Raw genomic sequence first — 17,141 nt, 5'->3', positions numbered from 1 at the left:
CCCGGCGCCTTCAGTACTCCACATCCACCAAACCAGTCTGGACCAACGGCTTGCCCCGCTTCCGCGAGACGAAGACCCCGCGTCCCGCGGGCATCGGACGCGGTCGGACGCCGCCGAGGACCTCGCCCTCGCCGGGATCGCCCGCCAGGATGACGCCCTGGGCGCCGAGTTCCTTCATGCGCTGCATGAACGGCTCGTAGGAGGCACGGCCCGCGCCCGCCGACGAGCGGGCGATGATGAAGCGGACGCCGACGTCACGAGCGAAGGGCAGCATCTCCGTCAGGCCGCTCAGCGGGTTGCCGCTGGACGTGGAGACCAGGTCGTAGTCGTCGATGACGACGAACACCTGCGGGCCGCGCCACCAGCTCCGCTCCCTCAGCTGCTGCGCGGTGACATCGGCCGTCGGGGTCCGGCGCTGCATGAGGTCGGCCAGGGCCGCCATGTGGTGGTCCATCTGGCTGGACATCGGGATGTACTCCGCCAGATGGGACGCCGGGGTGGTGTCCAGCAGCGAGCGGCGGTTGTCCACCACGAAGAACTTCGCCTCGTCGCCGCCGTACCGCAGTGACAGCTGCTTGACCAGCAGTCGCAGCAGGTTGGACTTGCCGGACTCGCTCTCGCCGAAGATGAGGAAGAACGGGTCCTGGTCGAAGTCGACGAACACGGGCTCCAAATTGTCCTCGTCCAGGGCGAAGGCGACGCCCCGCTGCGGGAAACGGTCGCCCGACGGCAGCTGGGCCGCCTCCAGCCGGCGCGGCAACAGCCGGACCTTCGGGGCACCCGGTGCCTGCCAGTGGCGGCCGACCTCCGTGGTCAGCGCGGCCGTGGCCTCCGCCAGGTCGGTGTCGGAGGTCAGGCCGTCGATGCGCGGGACCGCCGCCATGAAGTGCAGCTTCTGGGGGGAGAGACCGCGGCCGGGAACGCCCGCGGGGACGTTCGCCGCCACCTTGCGGTCGATCTCCGAGTCCATCACGTCACCCAGGCGGAGCTCCAGGCGGTTCATGAGGTGGTCCTTGAGGTTGGCCCGGACCTCCATCGAACGCGACGCCGTGATGATCAGGTGGATGCCGTAGCCGAGGCCGCGGGCGGCGATGTCCAGGACCGCCGGCTCCAGGCCCTCGTAGTCCGAGCGGAAGTTGCCCCAGCCGTCGATGACCAGGAAGACGTCGCCCCACGGCTGGTCGGTGACCGAGATGTCGCCCCGGGCCCGCCGTGCGCGGTAGTCGGCGATCGAGGCGATGCCGGCCGTACGGAAGTACTCCTCGCGGCGGGTCAGGACGCCGTACACCTCGGAGACCGTACGGCGGACCCGCTCCGGGTCCAGGCGCGAGGCGACGCCTCCGACGTGCGGGAGCCCGTCCACCGCGGCCATACCGCCGCCACCGAAGTCAAGGCCGTAGAACTGCACCTCGTGGGGGGTGTGAGTGAGGGCGAAGGAGCAGATGAGGCTGCGCAGGAGCGTCGACTTGCCGGACTGGGGGCCGCCGATGATCTGCATGTGGCCCGCCGCGCCCGAGAAGTCGAGCATCAGGCGGTCGCGACGCTGCTCGTACGGCTTGTCGACCAGGCCGGCGGGCACGACCAGGCGGCCGGCACCCTCGTAGCTCGGCTGGGTGAGGCCGCGGCCCTGCACCGCCGCCAGGCCCGGCAGCAGCGCGTCCAGCGACGGCGGGCTCTCCAGCGGCGGCAGCCACACCTGGTGTGCCGCCGGGCCCTGCGCCTCGAGCCGGCGCACGATCACATCGAGGACCGTGTCGGCCAGCGCCTCGTCCACCTCGGGCACGGACTCGGCGCGCTGCTGCGGAATCGCGGTGTACTGCACGGGTACCTCGGTGGCCGTGAACAGCACCGGCCGCCGGTCCACCGGCAGCTGCCCACCGGGCAGGGCCGTCCGCTGCGACCCCGTGCGGTACACGCCGGACACGTACGCCGCCTTGAAGCGGACCATCTCGTCCGTGCCGAACTTCAGGAAGCCGGAACCGGGGACGTTCGGGAGCTCGTAGGCGTCGGGGACGCCGAGCGCGGCGCGGGACTCGGCGGCGGAGAAGGTGCGCAGGCCGATCCGGTAGGAGAGGTACGTCTCCAGGCCCCTCAGGCGGCCCTCCTCCAGGCGCTGCGAGGCCAGCAGCAGGTGCACGCCCAGCGAACGGCCGATACGGCCGATCTGCACGAACATCTCGATGAAGTCCGGCTTGGCGGTCAGCAGCTCGCTGAACTCGTCGATCACCAGGACGAGGGACGGGATCGGCTGCAGCGGGGCACCCGCCGCGCGTGCCTTCTCGTAGTCGTGGATGTTGGCGTAGTTGCCCGCGTCGCGCAGCAGTTCCTGGCGGCGGTTCAGTTCGCCGCGGATGGAGTCGCCCATCCGGTCGACCAGGGTCAGATCGTCCGCGAGGTTGGTGATGACGGCCGCCACGTGCGGCATCTGCGACATACCGGCGAAGGTGGCACCACCCTTGAAGTCCGCGAGGACGAAGTTCAGCGTCTCCGAGGAGTGGGTGACGGCGAGCCCGAGGACCAGGGTGCGCAGCAGTTCGGACTTGCCGGAACCCGTCGCACCGACGCACAGGCCGTGCGGGCCCATGCCCTCCTGCGCCGCTTCCTTGAGGTCGAGCATCACGGGCCGGCCGTCCTCGCCGACGCCGATCGGTACCCGCAGCCGTTCGGCGAGCGCGCGCGGCCGCCAGGTCCGCTTGGTGTCGACGGACGCCGCGTCACCGAGGCCCAGCAGGTCGGTGAACTCCAGGTTCGCGAGCAGCGGTTCGTCGTCGTCGCCGCCCGACGCCATCCGCAGCGGCGCCAGCTGCCGGGCCAGAGCCTCGGCCGTCTCGTAGGAGAGGGCGTCCGGACTGCCCTCGTAGACCTCGCCGTGCCCGGACTCCAGGCGCAGCAAGCCGGGCTGCACGACGATGGACAGGTCACCGCCGGCCGTCGTCAGATCGCCCGGTACCACTTCGAGCACCGTGACGCCCTGCAGCCCCTCCGGGTTGGCGAGCACCGAGTCCGGCAGCAAGGACACGTCGTCCAGTACGAGCACGATGTGCGGCTCGTCCAGCAACGGCGCGGCGCCGGGGTGGAAGCGCGGCCGGCCGGTCAGCCGGGAGACGAGCAGGTCCTCCAGCTCGCGCGGGTCGGTGCCGATCAGCCGGCGGGTACCCGCGCCGTCCACGGCGCCGGGCGCCTGCGCGTGCGGCAGCCACTTCGCCCAGTCCCAGTGCGGCAGTGCCTCGCGGCCCGCGGCCACCGCGATGACCAGATCCTCGGGGGAGTGCAGCGAGGCGAGCGAGCCGACCAGGGCGCGGGCCGAGGCCCGTACATACTGTGGTTCACCGCTGACCGTCACGTGGTAGAAGGCGCGCAACGACACCGCCATCGGCAGGTCGCCGACGGTGTTGTGCGCGGCGAGGAACCGCTGCATGGCGCCGGCGGTCAGGGGCTCCAGTTGCTCGACGGGACCCGTCTCCGGGGCGATGAGCGGTGTCGCCAGCGGCTGCGGGCCCAGGCCGACGCGGACGTGCGCGAAGTCCTCGTCGCCGGGCCGCCGTTCCCACACCCGGCTGCCCTCGGCGACGAGCGCCCACAACTGTTCGGGGGAGGGGTGCAGGTAGTACTGCGCGTCCCGCTGCGCCTTCGCCGTCTGAACGGCGGACTTGCGCGCCTGCGACAGGTAGCTGAGGTAGTCGCGGCGCATGTCGGCCAGCTGGCCCTGTGAGCCGCGGCGGAAGCGGACCACCATCGCGATGGACATCGCCACCGTCGAGGCGATCATGATCATGCCCATGATCTTCATGAACGGCTGGCCGTTCGTGAAGAAGAAGACCACCGAACCGCCCATGCCCAGTGTGGGCAGGAGCTGCATCAGAACGCTTTCCTGATGACCCCGCGGCAGTTCGGGCGGTGGCTGGACAACGACCTCTTCCGCGGGCACTTCGGACGGCAGCGCCCTAGGGGGGCGCTTCACGACAATCTGGCTCACTGCTCACCAATTCCCTTGCCCGACCCAGGCGTTCCGCCCACCGCCCCGTGTCCGGCGAGCGCAGGCCGCCGCGTGATCCTACTGAGTTCACGCGACACGGGTGAGCGGTAGGGTGCCGGATGTTCGCGTGAGCACACGCCGAACAGTGCGGACAAACCGGGGCAACCGCCTTGATGCCGAGGCGGCAGCCCCCCGGAACACCGGTGCCCGGCACCCCGGCCGCCGCGCAGCGGGCGAACCGGCACCGGACCTTCACGACATAGACGCACCACCACCACTGAGGGGGAGCAGCAGGTGAGCATGACGGCCGCCGCCACCGGCGGACCCGGGACGGGAGCACCTTCCGGGTCCGGCACCGGACTCGGCTTCTGCCGGGTCACCATCGTCGCGCCGGACAGCCGTATCGACGTGGCACTGCCCGACGACGTTCCGGTCGCCGACCTCTATCCGGAGATCCTGCGCCTGTCCCAGCAGAGTCCCGCGGCGGGCGCCCCGGTCGGCTACCACCTCGTGCGTACCGACGGCACCGTGCTGGAGAGCGCCCGTTCCTTCGCCGCCCAGCGCATCCTCGACGGCGAACTCCTCACGCTGCGCCCGTTCGCGGAGTCCCTGCCCCCGGCCGTCTACGACGACGTCGCCGAGGCCGTCGCCTCCTCCGTCGGCAAGCAGCACAAACTGTGGAGCGGCGACCTGACCCGGGCAGCGGGACTCGTCGGCGGTGGCGTGCTGCCCGCGCTGCTCGCGTTCGTCGCCTGGACCTCCGACCCGCGCCACGACATGCACGGCCTGGCCGGCATCCTCGCCGCCGTCACCGGCGTGCTCCTGGTCGTGCTCTCCGCGGTCCGGGCCCGCGTCTACGACGACCGCGGCTCGTCCGTCGCCCTCGGTCTCGGCGGACTGCCCAACATCGGTGTCGCCGGCAGCGGCCTGCTGCCGTTGACCGGCGGCGAGGGCATCGGCAGACTGCAGTTCCTGCTGGCGTGTGCGGCCGTCCTCGTCGCCGCGCTGATCCTCGCCCTGTGCTCACCCCGCGGCGACGGCCCGTTCGTCGCCTTCGTCTTCGCCTCGGCGGTCGCCCTGGTCGTCGTCTTCGTCGCGACCCTGACCAACTGGTCCGCGACCGAGATGGCCGGCCTGTGCGCGCCCGTCGCCGTCGGCGCCCTTGCCTTCCTGCCCGGCATGTCGATGCGCTTCGCCCGGCTGCCGATCGGCTTCGAGAATCCCAGCAACGGCACCCCCAAGACCCCTCGCCCCGCTTATGGCGCCGATTCCTCCACGCAGGAACCCGTGGACACCGAGCGCATCGAGGCGCAGGCGCGGCGCGGCCACGAACTCCTCGTGGGCCTGGTGGGCGGCTGTGCGCTGCTCACCGTCGGCGCTTCGGCCGTACTCGGCTTCTCCGACGACATCTGGGCCCAGCTGCTCGCGTTCGCCACCGGAGTCGCCATGCTCATGCGTGCGAGCCTCTTCCGGTACACCGCCCAGGTCGCCTCCGTGCTGGCCGCCGGCCTGGCCGCGCTGGTCCTCCTGGGCCTCGGCCTCGCCCTCAACCCGCCGCAGCACATCATGCGCGCGGCGCTGGCCGGCGACCGCGCCGATCTCGACATCCGAACCATCTGGCTGATCGCCGCCATCGCCCTGGCCACCGCCCTGGTGACGGCCCTGGGCCTGATCCTGCCGCGCGGCGGCCTGACCCCCTTCTGGGGCCGCTTCCTGGAGATCTGCGAGGGCTTCGTCCTCCTCACGCTGATCCCGCTGGCCCTGGCCGTCTTCGACGTGTACGCGCAGGCACGGGCCATGACCAGCTAGGCCCCACGACGGAAGCGGGCCGTCACCGGAGAGCAGCGGGACGGCAAAAAGGGCGGCACGTGCACGTGCCGCCCTTTCTCATGCCTGGCCCCCTACCCGTCCAGCCCCCCGTTATGAGCCATAGGCGTCAGATCGAACTCCCCGTCCCGGGCCCCCAGCACGAACGCCCGCCACTCCGCCTCCGTGTAGCGCAGCACCGTGTCCGGGTCGAGCGAGGACCGCATCGCCACCGCCCCGCCGGGCAGGTACGCGATCTCGACCCGCTCCTCGTGCTCCTCCGTGCCCGGCGCGCAGTGCCACTCGACGCCCGAGATGTCGAGGGCGTACAGCTCGTCCCGCTCCCGCTCCTTGCGCGCCTTGATCTCCGCTTCCGTTTCCGCCATCGTGCAGCGACCCCTTCCCGAGGTAGGTACGGTCCGGGCGCTCACCCTAGTGGCCGGGGCCGCCCCACCAGGGCGGTTCGCCGACCGGGCGCAAGGTGCCCGTCATCGCCTGGTACCCTGAGTGACGGCCGTTTGTGTACGCACCCCCGGAACCGCCCCGTGCTCGTTCTGGAGGCCGCGCCCAGCGGATCCCCGCCTCCCGAGTAACGGAAGCTTCCCCGAGACGTAGACCGGGGGCACTCGGTGGCACTCAACAGACTATGAGGAGTACGCGTGTCGCTCGACGCCGCTACGAAGAAGCAGATCATCGGCGAGTTCGGTACCAAGGAGGGTGACACCGGCTCCCCCGAGGTCCAGGTGGCTCTGCTCTCCCGTCGGATCTCCGACCTGACGGAGCACCTCAAGACCCACAAGCACGACCACCACTCCCGCCGTGGCCTGCTGATCCTCGTCGGTCAGCGCCGCCGCCTTCTGCAGTACCTGGCGAAGAAGGACATCCAGCGCTTCCGTGCGCTGGTCGACCGCCTCGGCATCCGCCGCGGTGCGGCGGGCGCCCGGTAAGACGCCATGAGGGGAGCGGTTCCCGAACGTACTCGGGGGCCGCTCCCTTTGCCGTATGCGCGGCCCCGCCGCGCACACGGAACCCTCCGCCGTACGAGCGGAGACGTGCGGAGTGTCACTCACGCTTTGTAGTGTGGTAGCACAACGCAATACGCACGACACGGAACGACGTACGCCACGCATGACGGGGTACGTCACTGAACGAGGAGAAGCGCACCAGCCGCCGCCGGTCCTCGGTAGTGGCCCCCGGGGGGAAGCGAGCCCCGGGTGCTTCGATCGAAGACCGGCCCGCACCGCACGGAGCGCTTCTCCGCCACCGTCCCCCTGCCACACGGGCAGCCAAGGGACGAAAGACGATACGTAACGGAGAAAACGCTAGTGGAGAACGAGACCCACTACGCCGAGGCCGTCATCGACAACGGCTCCTTCGGCACCCGCACCATCCGCTTCGAGACGGGCCGCCTGGCCAAGCAGGCCGCCGGCTCCGCCGTGGCGTACCTGGACGACGACACCATGGTGCTGTCGGCCACCACCGCCTCCAAGAACCCCAAGGACCAGCTCGACTTCTTCCCGCTGACGGTGGACGTCGAGGAGCGGATGTACGCCGCCGGCAAGATCCCCGGCAGCTTCTTCCGCCGTGAGGGCCGGCCGAGCGAGGACGCGATCCTCACCTGCCGCCTCATCGACCGCCCGCTGCGCCCGTCCTTCAGGAAGGGGCTGCGCAACGAGATCCAGGTCGTCGCCACGATCATGGCCCTCAACCCCGACCACCTGTACGACGTCGTGGCGATCAACGCCGCCTCCGCGTCCACGCAGCTGGCCGGTCTGCCCTTCTCCGGCCCGATCGGCGGCGTCCGCGTCGCCCTGATCAACGGCCAGTGGGTTGCCTTCCCGACGCACACCGAGCTCGAGGACGCCGTCTTCGACATGGTCGTCGCCGGTCGCGTCCTGGAGGACGGCGACGTCGCGATCATGATGGTCGAGGCCGAGGCCACCGAGAAGACCATCAAGCTGGTCGAGGGTGGTGCCGAGGCGCCGACCGAGGAGGTCGTCGCCGCCGGTCTGGAGGCCGCCAAGCCCTTCATCAAGGTCCTGTGCCGCGCGCAGGCCGACCTCGCCGCCAAGGCCGCCAAGCCGACCGCCGAGTTCCCGATCTTCCTGGACTACCAGGACGACGTGTTCGAGGCCCTGACCGCGGCCGTCCGCCCCGAGCTGGCCCAGGCGCTCACCATCGCCGGCAAGCAGGAGCGCGAGGCCGAGCTGGACCGCGTCAAGGGTCTGGCCGCCGAGAAGCTCCTGCCGGAGTTCGAGGGCCGCGAGAAGGAGATCTCCGCCGCGTACCGCTCGCTCACCAAGCAGCTGGTCCGTGAGCGCGTGATCAAGGAGAAGAAGCGCATCGACGGCCGCGGTGTCACCGACATCCGCACGCTGGCCGCCGAGGTCGAGGCCATCCCGCGCGTGCACGGTTCCGCGGTGTTCGAGCGCGGCGAGACCCAGATCCTGGGCGTCACCACCCTCAACATGCTCCGCATGGAGCAGCAGCTGGACACCCTTTCCCCGGTGACCCGCAAGCGCTACATGCACAACTACAACTTCCCGCCGTACTCCACCGGCGAGACCGGCCGCGTCGGCTCCCCGAAGCGCCGCGAGATCGGCCACGGCGCCCTCGCCGAGCGCGCCCTCGTGCCGGTGCTGCCGGCGCGCGAGGAGTTCCCCTACGCGATCCGCCAGGTCTCCGAGGCGCTGAGCTCCAACGGCTCGACGTCCATGGGCTCGGTCTGCGCCTCCACCATGTCGCTGCTGAACGCCGGTGTGCCGCTGAAGGCCCCGGTCGCCGGTATCGCCATGGGCCTGATCTCCCAGGAGATCGACGGCGAGACGCACTACGTCACCCTCACCGACATCCTCGGTGCGGAGGACGCCTTCGGCGACATGGACTTCAAGGTCGCCGGCACCAAGGAGTTCGTGACCGCTCTCCAGCTCGACACCAAGCTGGACGGCATCCCGGCCTCCGTCCTGGCCGCGGCCCTCAAGCAGGCCCGCGACGCCCGTCTCCACATCCTCGACGTGATGATGGAGGCCATCGACCGGCCCGACGAGATGTCCCCGAACGCTCCGCGGATCATCACCGTGAAGATCCCGGTCGACAAGATCGGTGAGGTCATCGGCCCCAAGGGCAAGATGATCAACCAGATCCAGGAGGACACGGGCGCCGAGATCACCATCGAGGACGACGGCACGATCTACATCGGTGCCGCCGACGGTCCCTCGGCCGAGGCCGCCCGCGCCACGATCAACGGCATCGCCAACCCGACGATGCCCGAGGTCGGCGAGCGGTACCTGGGTACGGTCGTCAAGACGACCACCTTCGGTGCGTTCGTCTCCCTGCTGCCCGGCAAGGACGGTCTGCTGCACATCTCGCAGATCCGCAAGCTCGCCGGCGGCAAGCGCGTGGAGAACGTCGAGGACGTGCTCGGCGTGGGCCAGAAGGTCCAGGTCGAGATCGCCGAGATCGACTCCCGCGGCAAGCTCTCCCTCGTTCCGGTGATCGAGGGCGAGGAAGGCGACGAGCAGGACAAGGACGACGCCGAGCAGTGACGTCCCGTGGCTCCAAGGTGACGGCCCGCCCCTCTTCGGAGGCGCGGGCCGTCGCCCGTACCCAAACCCTCATCAAGGGCACAGGCGGCATCGGCACGGTCCGCAGGACCACGCTCCCGGGCGGCCTGCGCATCGTCACCGAGACCCTGCCCTCGGTCCGCTCCGCCACCTTCGGCATCTGGGCGCACGTCGGCTCCCGCGACGAGACCCCGTCCCTGAACGGCGCCACGCACTACCTGGAGCACCTGCTCTTCAAGGGCACCGACCGCCGCAGCGCGCTCGACATCTCCTCCGCGCTCGACGCGGTCGGCGGCGAGATGAACGCGTTCACGGCCAAGGAGTACACGTGCTACTACGCGCGCGTGCTCGACACCGACCTGCCCCTCGCCATCGACGTCGTCTGCGACATGCTGACCGGCTCGCTGATCCGTGAGGAGGACGTCGACGTCGAACGCGGCGCGATCCTCGAAGAGATCGCCATGACCGAGGACGACCCGGGCGACTGCGTGCACGACCTGTTCGCGCAGACCATGTTCGGCGACAACGCCCTCGGCCGCCCGGTCCTCGGCACGGTCGACACGGTCAACGCCCTCACCGCCGACCGCATCCGCCGTTTCTACAAGAAGCACTACGACCCGACCCACCTCGTGGTCGCCTGCGCCGGCAACATCGACCACAACAAGGTCGTACGACAGGTCCGCGCGGCCTTCGAGAAGGCGGGCGCCCTGCGCGACCCGGACGCGCGGCCCATCGCCCCGCGCGAGGGCCGCAGGACGATCCGCGCCGCAGGCAAGGTCGAACTGCTCGCCCGCAAGACCGAGCAGGCCCATGTCGTCCTCGGCATGCCCGGCATCGCCCGCGCCGACGACCGCCGCTGGGCCATGGGCGTGCTCAACACCGCCCTCGGCGGTGGCATGTCCTCCCGCCTCTTCCAGGAGGTCCGGGAGAAGCGCGGCCTCGCCTACAGCGTGTACTCGTACACCTCCGCCTTCGCGGACTGCGGCCTGTTCGGCGTCTACGCCGGCTGCCGGCCCAGCCAGGTGCACGACGTCCTGCGCATCTGCCGCGACGAACTCGACCACGTCGCGCAGAACGGACTGACCGACGACGAGATCGCCCGCGCCATCGGCCAGCTGCGGGGCTCCACGGTCCTGGGCCTGGAGGACACCGGCGCGCTGATGAACCGTATCGGCAAGAGCGAACTGTGCTGGGGCGAGCAGATGTCCGTGGACGACATGCTCGCGAAGATGGCGGCGGTCACCCCGGACGAGGTCCGCGAGGTCGCCCGCGACATCCTGGGACAGCGCCCGTCGCTGTCGGTCATCGGCCCGCTCAAGGACAAGCAGGCTTCCCGGCTGCACGACGCGGTCGCCTGAAACACCACCGGTTAGGAAACAGGAACATGAGCAAGCTGCGCGTGGCGGTCCTCGGTGCCAACGGCCGGATCGGGTCGGAGGCCGTCAAGGCGGTCCAGGCCGCCGAGGACATGGAGCTGGTCGCCGCCCTCGGCCGCGGCGACAAGCTGGAGACGCTGGCGGAGACCGGCGCCCAGGTCGCCGTCGAGCTGACCACCCCCGCCTCGGTCATGGGCAACCTGGACTTCTGCGTGCGCCACGGCATCCACGCCGTCGTCGGTACGACGGGCTGGACCGAGGACCGCCTCGCGCAGCTGACGGGCTGGCTCGCCCAGTCCCCGGAGACCGGCGTGCTCATCGCGCCGAACTTCTCCATCGGGGCCGTGCTGACGATGAAGTTCGCGCAGATCGCCGCGCCGTACTTCGAGTCGGTCGAGGTGGTCGAACTGCACCACCCGAACAAGGTGGACGCACCCAGCGGTACGGCCACCCGTACGGCCCAGCTCATCGCCGAGGCCCGCCGGGCGGCCGGGACGGCACCGGCGCCGGACGCCACCGTCACCGCCCTGGACGGCGCGCGGGGCGCCAGCGTCGACGGCGTCCCCGTGCACGCGGTCCGTCTGCGCGGCCTGCTGGCCCACCAGGAGGTGCTGCTCGGCGGCGAGGGCGAGACCCTCACCGTCCGGCACGACTCCCTGCACCACAGCAGCTTCATGCCGGGCATCCTGCTCGGCGCGCGGCGGGTGGTGACCACTCCGGGCCTCACCTTCGGCCTGGAGCACTTCCTGGACCTGAGCTGAGACGACCGAGCCGAGACATCCCCTCCGATGCGCGCGAAGATCACCTACCTCGTCACGGCCGCCGTCCTGGTCTTCTACTTCGTCCTGGTCGGCAGCCGTGGCGTGATGCTCATCCAGTCCGGCACGGTCGTCACCGTCACCTTCGGTGTGGCGGTGCTGATCCTGCCGCTCATCGGCCTGTGGTTCCTCTGGAAGAACACCCAGTTCGTCCGCAAGGCCAACCAGCTGGCCGCCGAACTCGACGCCGAGGGCGGCCTGCCGGTCGACGAGCTCAGGCGCCTGCCCAGCGGCCGGATCGACCGCGACTCGGCCGACGAGGTGTTCGCCAGGCGCAAGGCCGAGACGGAGGTGTCCCCGGACGACTGGCGCTGCTGGTTCCGCCTGGCCGTCGCCTACCACGACGCCCGCGACACCCCCCGCGCCCGCAAGGCGATGCAGAGGGCCATCGCCCTGCACGACGGGAAGCCGGTCCAGGCCGCCTGACCGCGCGTTCTCCCCCGAGAGCCCCGCGGCGCCGGCTCAGCGGCCCCCGTACTCCGCCGCCCACGCCTCCACCGCGTCCGCCGCCCGGTCGAACGCCATCGGCCGGCCGAGGAAGTCCAATCCGTGCGTGGTGAGCAGTGGCGGGGTGTCCTCCGGCCGCCGGTCCTTGCGCACGAACGCCAGCGCCTGTCCCTGCACCGTGCGCGGCAGTCCCAGCCAGCGCACCGGCTGCTGGACGGTCCGCACCGAGACCACCCGCGCCCACGGCACCGTCCGCGTCAGCAGGAAGCCGGTGCGCCGCAGTCCGCGCCGGCTCACCCACACCCCCATGCGCAGCAGCCGCAGCGAGCCGCCGACGATCGCCAGGCCGACGCCGAGGACCCCTCCGGCGTCGGAGAGCGAGCCGGTGACCGCGGTGAGCACGCCGGCGAACAGGACGAAAGAGGCGAGCAGCAGCACCAGCGCGGCCACGCCCACCCGCCAGGGACCGGGCCGATAGGGGCGCCGCCAGCGGTCCGGGTCGTCATACGGGAGCGCACTCTCGGCCGTCGTCTCGAAGGTGCGGTCGGCCGTCAGGAAGGGCAGGGGCACGGCTGGTCCTCACTCGGTCCTCACGGGGGCTGTGCCGGTGAGGCTATCCGGCCCCGTTCCCGCCCACCAGCCTTGAGCGTCCGTAAGGGGCAGTGCCCGTGATCAGTGCCCCTGGGACGCCTGGGACTGCTGAGCCGGCGTATCGGCCGGTGTGGAGAGCGCCGGCATGCCCAGGACCAGGGCACCTATGAGCCCGGCGACGATGGTGAGACCCAGCAGCCAGCGCCCGGCCATCTCGCCGAACGACGCCCGCCGACGGGGCGGGGGAGTGACGTTGCTGCGGAACCTGTCCGCCTCGGCCAGGAAGGCGAAGGGTACGGACTCGCTGGGGGTACCTCCCGGCGACAGCTGGGGGCGCGACATCGTGGGTGCCGTTCCTTTCAGGGTTGATGATCGAATGTACGGACCTCACCGATACAGACGATCGAGTGACACAAAAGGTGCCCATGTCCGAAAAAATCGCGGGTGCGTTTTTTGAGGCGAGGTGGTGCCAGGCTCCGCCGGGTGCCCCCGTAAGGTGGTCGCAACCACCGAAGTGATGGGAAGGACCCCAAGCCCCGTGACCACCCCCGAGTCGCTCACGTTCCGCAGTGACGTCACCGTCGAGCTGGTGAAGTCCAGCGCCTCGGACGCGGACGTGCTCTTCGCCGCCCGTGTCTCCACCGCCGGCGAGCAGTCGCTGGACGAGCTGAAGAAGGACCCCGAGCGCTCCAAGGGCCTGATCAACTTCCTGATGCGCGACCGGCACGGCAGCCCGTTCGAGCACAACTCGATGACCTTCTTCATCAGCGCCCCGATCTTCGTCTTCCGCGAGTTCATGCGGCACCGGGTCGGCTGGTCGTACAACGAGGAGTCGGGCCGCTACCGCGAGCTCCAGCCGGTCTTCTACGTCCCCGGCCCCGACCGCAAGCTGGTCCAGGAGGGACGCCCCGGCAAGTACGTCTTCGTCGAGGGCACCCCGGCCCAGCACGAGGCCGTGAGCGGGGCCCTGCGCGAGTCGTACGAGCAGGCGTACACGGCCTACCAGAAGATGCTCGCCGACGGCGTCGCCCGCGAGGTCGCCCGCGCCGCCCTCCCCGTCGGCCTCTACTCCTCGATGTACGCCACCTGCAACGCGCGCTCCCTGATGCACTTCCTCGGTCTGCGCACCCAGCACGAGCTGGCCAAGGTGCCGTCCTTCCCGCAGCGGGAGATCGAGATGGTGGGCGAGAAGATGGAGGCGGAGTGGGCCGGGCTCATGCCGCTGACGCACGCCGCCTTCAACGCGAACGGGCGTGTGGCCCCGTAACGAAGCCTTGTTCCCCTGTCAGGAACGGATGTACGGGTCAGCCTGGCGAAGTGTCCGTATTGCGGCATTTAGAGAAGTTCATCTAGCCTGATCAAACGGACCCGGCACTGCTTGAACCCCCGAGCAGGCAGTGCCGGGCTCCATCTTTGTCATGACTTTCCCGGCACCCCGAGGACGCACCCCGCATCGAGCACCGAGTAGCGTGTTACCCATGGCTCCGACCTCGACTCCGCAGACCCCCTTCGGGCGGGTCCTCACCGCCATGGTCACGCCCTTCACGGCGGACGGCGCACTCGACCTCGACGGCGCGCAGCGACTCGCCGCCCACCTGGTGGACGCAGGCAACGACGGCCTGATCGTCAACGGCACCACCGGCGAGTCCCCCACCACCAGCGACGCGGAGAAATCGGAGCTCGTACGAGCCGTCCTGGAGGCCGTCGGAGACCGCGCCCACGTCGTCGCCGGAGTCGGCACCAACGACACCCACCACAGCATCGAGCTGGCCCGCGAAGCCGAGCGGATCGGCGCCCACGGCCTCCTGGTCGTCACGCCGTACTACAACAAGCCGCCGCAGGAGGGCCTGTACCGGCACTTCACGGCCGTCGCCGACGCCACCGGCCTGCCGGTCATGCTCTACGACATCCCCGGCCGCAGCGGCGTCCCGATCAGCACCGAGACCCTCGTCCGGCTCGCCGAGCACCCCCGGATCGTCGCCAACAAGGACGCCAAGGGCGACCTCGGCCGCGCCGGCTGGGCCATCGCCCGGTCCGGCCTCGCCTGGTACTCCGGCGACGACATGCTCAACCTCCCGCTGCTCTCCGTGGGCGCCGTCGGCTTCGTCTCCGTCGTCGGCCACCTGGTCACCCCCGACCTGCGCGCCCTGGTGGACGCGTACACCTCGGGAGACGTCGTCAAGGCCACGGAGATCCACCAGAAGCTGCTTCCGGTCTACACCGGCATGTTCCGCACCCAGGGCGTCATGACCACCAAGGCCGCCCTGGCCCTCCAGGGACTGCCGGCCGGGCCTCTGCGCTCGCCGATGGTCGAGTGCTCCCCCGAGGAGATCGAGCAGCTCAAGATCGATCTTGCCGCCGGCGGGGTACAGCTCTGACAACAGACTTTGCACCACAGGGGCTTCACAACTGAAGAACAACAGAACAGGCAGGCCGCCGGTGCCTGCGATCAACAACGACAACTGCTTCCGCACGAACGTCATGCGCGCCACGTGCCGTACCGGTACGTGGCGCGCGTGGTGAGGAGAGTCTTTTGAGTCATCCGCATCCCGAACTCGGCCCGCCGCCTCCGCTGCCGGAGGGCGGCCTTCGGGTCACCCCGCTCGGCGGCCTCGGCGAGATCGGCCGGAACATGACGGTCTTCGAGTACGGCGGTCGCCTGCTGATCGTCGACTGCGGAGTGCTCTTCCCCGAAGAGGAGCAGCCCGGAATCGACCTGATCCTGCCGGACTTCTCGTCCATCCGGGACCGCCTCGAAGACATCGAGGGCATCGTCCTCACGCACGGCCACGAGGACCACATCGGCGGCGTCCCCTTCCTCCTCCGCGAGAAGCCGGACATCCCCCTGATCGGCTCCAAGCTCACCCTCGCGCTGATCGAGGCCAAGCTCCAGGAGCACCGGATCCGCCCGTACACCCTGGAGGTGGCGGAGGGGAACCGCGAGCGCATCGGCCCCTTCGACTGCGAGTTCGTCGCCGTCAACCACTCCATCCCGGACGCCCTGGCCGTCGCCATCCGCACCCCCGCCGGCATGGTGGTGCACACCGGCGACTTCAAGATGGACCAGCTCCCGCTGGACAACCGCCTCACGGACCTGCACGCCTTCGCGCGGCTGAGCGAGGAGGGCATCGACCTCCTCCTCACCGACTCCACGAACGCCGAGGTCCCGGGCTTCACCCCGCACGAGCGGGACATCTCCAACGTCCTGCGGCAGGTCTTCGCCGGCGCCCGCAAGCGGATCATCGTGGCGAGCTTCGCCAGCCACGTCCACCGCATCCAGCAGATTCTGGACGCGGCCAACGAGTACGGCCGCCGGGTCGCCTTCGTCGGCCGCTCCATGGTCCGCAACATGGGCATCGCCCGCGACCTCGGCTACCTGAAGGTGCCGCCGGGCCTGGTCGTCGACGTCAAGACGCTGGACGACCTGCCCGACCACGAGGTGGTCCTCGTCTGCACGGGCTCCCAGGGCGAACCGATGGCGGCCCTGTCCCGCATGGCCAACCGCGACCACCAGATCCGCATCGTCCAGGGCGACACGGTCATCCTCGCGTCCTCGCTGATCCCCGGGAACGAGAACGCGGTCTACCGCGTGATCAACGGCCTGACCCGCTGGGGCGCCAACGTCGTCCACAAGGGCAACGCGAAGGTGCACGTCTCCGGCCACGCCTCCGCGGGCGAGCTGCTGTACTTCTACAACATCTGCCGCCCGAAGAACCTGATGCCCGTCCACGGCGAGTGGCGCCACCTGCGGGCGAACGCGGAGCTGGGTGCCCTGACCGGCGTCCCGCACGACCGGATCGTCATCGCCGAGGACGGCGTGGCCGTCGACCTGGTCGAGGGTAAGGCGAAGATCTCCGGCAAGGTGCAGGCGGGTTACGTCTACGTCGACGGCCTCTCGGTCGGCGACGTCGGCGAGCCGGCACTGAAGGACCGGAAGATCCTCGGCGACGAGGGCATCATCTCGGTCTTCGTGGTCGTGGACGCCTCCACCGGCAAGATCACCGGCGGCCCGCACGTCCAGGCCCGGGGCTCCGGCATCGAGGACTCGGCGTTCGCGGACGTCCTCCCGAGGATCACCGAGGTCCTGGAGCGGTCCGCGCAGGACGGCGTCGTGGAGCCCCACCAGCTCCAGCAGCTCGTCCGCCGGACCCTCGGCAAGTGGGTCTCGGACACCTACCGCCGCAGGCCGATGATCCTGCCGGTGGTCGTGGAGGTCTGACGCCTCGTCGGCCCGGATCAGGAGCGGGGCGCCTCGATTTGCATCGGGGCGCCCCGCTCCAGTACGTTTACGGCTCCGCCCAACCGGGAACCCCAGCACTTCACGCGCTGGACACGGATGCCCGGAGCGGGTGGGAAAACCGACTCAGAACTTCTGATAAAGTCGGAACCGCCGGAAAGGGAAACGCGAGAGCGGGAACCTGGAAAGCACCGAGGAAATCGGATCGAGAAAAGATCTGATAGAGTCGGAGACGCAAGACCGAAGGGAAGCGCCCGGAGGAAAGCCCGAGAGGGTGAGTACAAAGGAAGCGACCGTTCCTTGAGAACTCAACAGCGTGCCAAAAAT

The 17,141-nt window shown here is 70.1% G+C and carries 13 protein-coding genes; 9 read left to right on the top strand and 4 right to left on the bottom strand.

Annotated elements, in window-relative coordinates; all coding sequences use genetic code 11:
• Positions 1-10: 10 nt before the first annotated feature.
• Positions 11-3,976, bottom strand: coding sequence for a type VII secretion protein EccCa (gene eccCa / locus AB0946_RS25445; protein WP_366762970.1), 3,966 nt, complete (start codon positions 3,974-3,976; stop codon positions 11-13).
• A gap of 300 nt (positions 3,977-4,276) precedes the next feature.
• Between eccCa and eccD the strand changes: the two genes are divergently transcribed.
• On the top strand, positions 4,277-5,785 hold the full coding sequence (eccD, locus tag AB0946_RS25440) for a type VII secretion integral membrane protein EccD (RefSeq protein WP_366763112.1): 1,509 nt from the start codon (positions 4,277-4,279) through the stop codon (positions 5,783-5,785).
• Positions 5,786-5,877: 92 nt separating this feature from the next.
• Here eccD and AB0946_RS25435 read toward each other — a convergent pair whose 3' ends face one another.
• Positions 5,878-6,168 carry a DUF397 domain-containing protein gene (locus AB0946_RS25435; RefSeq protein WP_014675376.1) on the bottom strand — a complete coding sequence of 97 codons (291 nt, stop codon included), beginning with the start codon at positions 6,166-6,168 and terminating at the stop codon, positions 5,878-5,880.
• Positions 6,169-6,441: 273 nt separating this feature from the next.
• On the opposite strand from AB0946_RS25435, the gene rpsO reads away from it, so the two are divergent.
• The 5 genes from rpsO (at position 6,442) to AB0946_RS25410 (ending at position 11,965) form a co-directional block, all read left to right on the top strand.
• A complete protein-coding gene (gene rpsO, locus AB0946_RS25430) occupies positions 6,442-6,729 on the top strand; it encodes a 30S ribosomal protein S15 (RefSeq protein WP_171152312.1) in 288 nt (95 codons plus the stop codon).
• A gap of 378 nt (positions 6,730-7,107) precedes the next feature.
• Entirely contained in the window at positions 7,108-9,327 is a 2,220-nt protein-coding gene (locus AB0946_RS25425; RefSeq protein WP_366762969.1) for a polyribonucleotide nucleotidyltransferase, read from the top strand.
• A complete protein-coding gene (locus AB0946_RS25420; RefSeq protein WP_366762968.1) occupies positions 9,324-10,703 on the top strand; it encodes a pitrilysin family protein in 1,380 nt (459 codons plus the stop codon). The genes AB0946_RS25425 and AB0946_RS25420 overlap by 4 nt, the downstream gene beginning before the upstream one ends.
• A gap of 26 nt (positions 10,704-10,729) precedes the next feature.
• A complete protein-coding gene (gene dapB / locus AB0946_RS25415; protein WP_366762966.1) occupies positions 10,730-11,482 on the top strand; it encodes a 4-hydroxy-tetrahydrodipicolinate reductase in 753 nt (250 codons plus the stop codon).
• 27 nt (positions 11,483-11,509) lie between these two features.
• Complete coding sequence (locus tag AB0946_RS25410) at positions 11,510-11,965, top strand: tetratricopeptide repeat protein (RefSeq protein ID WP_366762965.1); 456 nt, start codon at positions 11,510-11,512, stop codon at positions 11,963-11,965.
• A gap of 36 nt (positions 11,966-12,001) precedes the next feature.
• Here the strand turns inward: AB0946_RS25410 and AB0946_RS25405 are convergent, their stop codons facing one another.
• Positions 12,002-12,556 (bottom strand): hypothetical protein, encoded by a 555-nt coding sequence (locus AB0946_RS25405; RefSeq protein ID WP_366762964.1) that lies wholly within the window; start codon positions 12,554-12,556, stop codon positions 12,002-12,004.
• Positions 12,557-12,658: 102 nt separating this feature from the next.
• Positions 12,659-12,919 (bottom strand): hypothetical protein, encoded by a 261-nt coding sequence (locus tag AB0946_RS25400; RefSeq protein ID WP_366762963.1) that lies wholly within the window; start codon positions 12,917-12,919, stop codon positions 12,659-12,661.
• A 175-nt stretch (positions 12,920-13,094) separates the two neighbouring features.
• On the opposite strand from AB0946_RS25400, the gene thyX reads away from it, so the two are divergent.
• The 3 genes from thyX (at position 13,095) to AB0946_RS25385 (ending at position 16,796) form a co-directional block, all read left to right on the top strand.
• Complete coding sequence (thyX, locus tag AB0946_RS25395) at positions 13,095-13,844, top strand: FAD-dependent thymidylate synthase (protein WP_366762962.1); 750 nt, start codon at positions 13,095-13,097, stop codon at positions 13,842-13,844.
• A 211-nt stretch (positions 13,845-14,055) separates the two neighbouring features.
• Complete coding sequence (gene dapA, locus AB0946_RS25390; protein WP_366762961.1) at positions 14,056-14,955, top strand: 4-hydroxy-tetrahydrodipicolinate synthase; 900 nt, start codon at positions 14,056-14,058, stop codon at positions 14,953-14,955.
• Positions 14,956-15,110: 155 nt separating this feature from the next.
• A complete protein-coding gene (locus AB0946_RS25385; RefSeq protein ID WP_366762960.1) occupies positions 15,111-16,796 on the top strand; it encodes a ribonuclease J in 1,686 nt (561 codons plus the stop codon).
• Positions 16,797-17,141: the final 345 nt, after the last annotated feature.

It is taken from the genome of Streptomyces sp. NPDC046870 (assembly GCF_040704595.1).
GTDB lineage: Bacteria > Actinomycetota > Actinomycetes > Streptomycetales > Streptomycetaceae > Streptomyces > Streptomyces argyrophylli.
This window is presented reverse-complemented; position numbering and strand designations above follow the sequence as displayed.